At 67.8% G+C, this 4,910-nt stretch carries 3 protein-coding genes and 2 pseudogenes; all 5 read left to right on the plus strand.

The features are described 5' to 3' along the window. Positions 1-150 (plus strand): annotated as a pseudogene (locus tag ACWDEX_RS36970) (ATP-binding protein); the annotation flags it as partial. 365 nt (positions 151-515) lie between these two features. Continuing rightward, positions 516-3,698 carry a nitrate- and nitrite sensing domain-containing protein gene (locus ACWDEX_RS36975; RefSeq protein ID WP_450469046.1) on the plus strand — a complete coding sequence of 1,061 codons (3,183 nt, stop codon included), beginning with the start codon at positions 516-518 and terminating at the stop codon, positions 3,696-3,698. A 10-nt stretch (positions 3,699-3,708) separates the two neighbouring features. Then, positions 3,709-4,122, plus strand: coding sequence for a roadblock/LC7 domain-containing protein (locus tag ACWDEX_RS36980; RefSeq protein ID WP_055421938.1), 414 nt, complete (start codon positions 3,709-3,711; stop codon positions 4,120-4,122). A 98-nt stretch (positions 4,123-4,220) separates the two neighbouring features. Further along, positions 4,221-4,796 carry a DUF742 domain-containing protein gene (locus ACWDEX_RS36985; protein WP_450469048.1) on the plus strand — a complete coding sequence of 192 codons (576 nt, stop codon included), beginning with the start codon at positions 4,221-4,223 and terminating at the stop codon, positions 4,794-4,796. Next, positions 4,777-4,910: pseudogene (locus ACWDEX_RS36990) on the plus strand (ATP-binding protein); the annotation flags it as partial. The gene ACWDEX_RS36985 and the pseudogene ACWDEX_RS36990, both read left to right, overlap by 20 nt.

Raw genomic sequence — 4,910 nt, forward strand, 5'->3', positions numbered from 1 at the left:
AACCAGCCGTACACACCCGAAGAAGTCCGCGAAGCCCTGCAGATCGGCCCGGACGCCCCGATCATCACGACCGACGCCCGCCACCGCGCGGACGCCAAGAGCGCGTTGATTACTTTGGTGGAACATGCGCTTATGGCGCGCCTGCGGTAGGCAATTCGCCAGTTTCATACGGCAGTTGTCGTAGATCCCGGGGGCCGACTGTGGCGTTTGACACGGTCGCCCCCGGCATTCATAACGTTTCGACAGAGAAATCGAGTGGTACGGCAACGCGTCGCGGTCACTCGGTGTCGCTGCGCTCACAAAAGCCCCGCCTTTTGGCGGGGCTCGCTCTTTATGACCGTTTTATCTGGCGCTTCTCTCCAACGGAGGCCTCGGTTCCGAGTGTTTGGAATCGCGAAGGCTGACGTGCTGGAATGCCTGAACTGCCCATGGGTCAAAGACGTACTGGTCGGCGACAGGGCTCTGGAGACACCGCGGCACGACGTAGGTGCCGTCGCCGAGAGGTTGTTGGTCGAGTGAGGCGAAGCGAGAACGGTCCCGAACCGTCTGCCCGGGGTAACTTCACCCCGCCGCCGCGCGAAGCGGCATCCGCAGAGGATCCCGGGCCGGAGTCAACGGCTCCCCCGCTCGGTCATGGCCGCTTCTCCCCGCGTAACTGGCGTGTCCGGACCCGGCTGAACGCGATCCTGCTCATTCCCGTGCTGGTGGGCCTGGTCATGGGCGGCTTCCAGGTGAGGAGCTCGATCGACACCTGGCAGCAGGCCCGGGACGCGGAGAAGGTCGCGAAGATCGTGGCCGCCGCCGGCGCCTACGCCGAGGCCCTCCTCAACGAGCGTGACCTCTCCGCACAACCGCTGCTGAAGGGCGACCGGAACAACGCGGCCGTCAAACAAGCCCGTGACCTCACCGACAAGAAGGCCGCCGCGTTCCACCAGGAAGTCGTCGGACGGCCCACCAAGCAGGGCCTTGAACGCAGGCTGAGTCTGGTGGCGAAGGCCGAACCGGAGCTGGAGCAGATCCGCCGGACGGCGTTCACCCGGGCCATGGACCCGGTCAAGACCGAAGAGGGCTACGTCAGGGTCGAGCACCTGCTGATGGAGTTCTCGAACGAGCTGGGTCTCGGTACCGGCAACATCACGGCGTACGGCCGCTCGGTGTACGCCCTCGCCCTCGCCAAGGGCGCCGAGTCGCTGCAGCGCTCCATCGGCATGCACCTGCTGGTCAAGCCCAGCACCGACACGGCGGTCCACGCGCAGCAGGTCACGGCCTTCGATTCGTACGCGTATCTGGAGAACGTCGCCGTAGGTGAGTACGCCTCCGGTGCCACGGAGGAGGACGCCCTCCACCTCACCGACGTCCTGCGGCAGAAGGCCGCGGAAGGCAAGGCACAGCTCGCCAAGGAGAAGGCCAGGGTCGAGGCCTCCGGCCAGACCTTCGTGCCGCCGCCCTCCATGGACGAGATGATCAAGGAGATCGGCAGCGGCAAGTCACCCGCCGAGCTGAAGCAGCTGGGCATCACGCCCGAGACGTGGATGGCGGCCGCCACCCGCAAGTTCCAGGGCTACAGCCAGCTGGAGAGCGAGCTGATCGGCCGGGCCGTCGACGACGCCGGCACGATCGCCACCAACGCCCAGCGTGACGCGTACATCAACGGCGCCGTCGTCGTCCTCGCCCTGCTCTCCGCGTTCGTCCTGGCCAGTCTCATGACCCGTCAGATGAGCCGCTCGATGCGGCGACTGCGCGGCGCCGCCTTCGATGTCGCCGAGCAGCGTCTACCGGCGCTGGTCGACCAGCTCTCGCGTACCGACCCCGGCCGTGTGGACACCCGGGTCGCCCCCATCCCGATCTCCACCACGGACGAGATCGGCGAGGTCGCCCGCGCCTTCGACCAGATCCACCGCGAGGCCGTCCGGCTCGCCTCCGAGCAGGCGCTGCTGCGGGGCAACATCAACGCGATCTTCACCAACCTCTCGCGGCGCAACCAGTCGCTGATCGAGGGCCAGCTGAACCTGATCACCGACCTGGAGAACAACGAGGCCGACCCGGACCAGCTGGAGAACCTCTTCAAGCTGGACCACCTCGCGACCCGTATGCGCCGCAACGGCGAGAACCTCCTCGTTCTCGCCGGTCAGGAGCCCGGCCGCCGCTGGGACCAGCCGGTCCCCCTCGTCGACGTGCTGCGCGCCGCCTCCTCCGAGGTGGAGCAGTACGAGCGCATCGAGCTGTCCGGCGTCCCGGAGGCCGAGATCCACGGCCGCGCCGTGACCGACCTCGTGCACCTGCTCGCCGAGCTGCTGGAGAACGCCACCACGTTCTCCTCCCCGCAGACCAAGGTCCGGGTGACGGCCACGCGTCTGCCCGACGGCCGGGTCATGATCGAGATCCACGACAAGGGCATCGGTCTGACGCCCGAGGACTTCGCGGACATCAACCACAGGCTGGCCAACCCGCCGACCGTGGACGCAGCGATCTCGCAGCGCATGGGCCTGTTCGTGGTCGGCCGACTGGCTGACCGGCACGACATCCGAGTCCAGTTGCGGCCCTCGGGTGAACAGGCCGGCACCACCTCGCTGGTCATGCTCCCCGACGCCATCACCCACGGCGGCGGCGGCGAAGAACACTCACTGGAGAACAACGAGTTCACCGTCTCGCAGATCATCCCGGAGAAGCAGCCCTTCTCGGGCGAGAGCATCGAGGGACAGCCGATGCGGACGGCCGCGGAGCTGGGCTTCGACGACAGCCGCTACATCGAAACGCCCGATGGTGTACGGGGGTTGGACCCGGTCGGCCGCTCGCTGATACGCGAGGAGCGCCGTGCGGCCCTGGAGGCCCAGACGCACGGCACGGACCAGACATATGAGGCCCCGCAGACCGCTCCGTCCTATGGGAACGGTTTCGAGGCGCCCCAGCCCGCGTACGACAACGGGCAGGGTGTGTACCAGGAGCCGCAGACGGCGTACGAACAGCCGCAGCAGCCCGCGTACGGGGAGACGTACTTCCCGGCCGACGGCGGCATGCCGCAGGGTGACGGCTTCGCGTCCGGCGGCGGCTACCCGGAGACTGCCTATGCGGAGCCGGGCCAGCCGGGCGGTGCCGCGGCCCTGCCCTCCCCCTCGGAGACCTTCTCCTCCTTCGACGAGCAGCCCTATCAGGACGACTGGCCGCAGCAGGACGGCTACCAGAACGCCTACGGCTCCCAGTACGCTCCGGAACCGGAATCCGTACAGGCCGCTGACGCGAGTGAGCAGGACCGCGTAGGCTTCGAGCGTCCGGGACCGGCTCCCGCCACCGTCCACGAGCTGACCAACGCCGGACTGCCCCGCCGCGGCAGCGCCCCGAACGGCACCGCCGACCGGGCGCAGGGTGTGACGGCGTCCCCGGAGACGGACGGTGACCAGCGCTCGGCGAACGACGAGCGGTGGTCGCAGGCAACGCAGATGAAGAAGCCGAAGGCTGGAGGAGTCACCTCTTCCGGTCTGCCTCGGCGGGTACCCAAGGCGAACCTGATCGAGGGCACCGCCGAAACCACCCCGCAGGGAGGCCCACAGGTCTCCCGCGCCCCCGAGGACGTGCGGGGCAGACTGAGCAACCTGCGTCGAGGCGTCCAACGCGGACGTGGCGCAGGAAGTGATACGAACGGCCAGGCCACTAGAAATCAGCACAGTGGTCCTGACAGCACCTACAACCAGGAGCGTTAGTGTGAGCCCGATGAGCCAGGCGGCACAGAACCTGAACTGGTTGATCACCAATTTCGTGGAGAACACCCCCGGGGTGTCCCACACCGTGGTGGTCTCCGCCGATGGACTCCTTCTGGCGATGTCCGAAGGCTTTCCGCGTGACCGTGCGGACCAGTTGGCGGCCGTCGCCTCCGGTCTGACCTCGCTGACCGCGGGCGCCTCCCGCATCTTCGAGGGCGGCAGTGTGAACCAGACGGTTGTGGAGATGGAGCGGGGATTCCTCTTCATCATGTCCATTTCGGACGGTTCGTCACTCGCCGTTCTCGCCCATCCCGAGGCGGACATCGGCCTCATCGGGTACGAGATGGCGCTTCTCGTCGACCGTGCCGGTACTGTCCTGACCCCGGACCTTCGTGCGGAGCTCCAGGGGAGCCTTCTCAACTAGGAGAAGAACGGTGCGTTTTGACGTCCTGAGACCGTAAGGTTTCGGGACGCGCCTTCCACAGCGACGGGTGGCCCGGCACAGTCGGAGGAGGAGAGAAAGTGACAACACTCCCAGGTGGTTCGTCCGCGGGGAACTGGTCCTATGGCCAGGGCCCCGGGCAGGATGAGCAGAACGGGTACGACTTCACCTCCGCACCGAGCCAGCGGCGGCAGCCGTACATGCCTCAGGGCCCGCAGGGTCCGGGTTCGCCGTACGGTCAGCCGGCTGCTCCGCACATCCAACCCGTGCAGCCGCAGCGCCGCGCCCCCGAGCCGGCCCCCGCGGGGTCGTCGAACAATCCTCTGGTGCGCCCGTACGCCATGACGGGCGGCCGCACCAGGCCTCGCTACCAGCTCGCCATCGAGGCGCTGGTGCACACCACCGCGCAGCCGCACCAGATGCAGGGCCAACTGCCCGAGCATCAGCGGATCTGCAACCTCTGCCGGGAGATCAAGTCGGTGGCCGAGATCTCGGCACTCCTGACGATCCCTCTCGGCGTGGCCAGGATCCTCGTCGCCGACTTGGCGGAGGCGGGCCTGGTCGCCATCCATCAGCCCGGCGGCGACGAGAGCGCCGGCGGCCAGCCAGACGTGACACTGCTCGAAAGGGTGCTCAGTGGACTTCGCAAGCTCTAGCGGCGGTCCTTCCCGCTCCACCACCTCCGCGAAGATCGTGGTGGCGGGCGGCTTCGGCGTGGGCAAGACCACGTTCGTCGGCGCCGTCTCAGAGATCAACCCGCTGCGCACCGA

The organism is Streptomyces sp. NPDC001020, assembly GCF_053599115.1.

Bases quoted from the DNA above. Each gene is read 5' to 3' on its own strand.
- ACWDEX_RS36980 (WP_055421938.1), top strand. From the start codon at position 3,709: ATGAGCCAGGCGGCACAGAACCTGAACTGGTTGATCACCAATTTCGTG.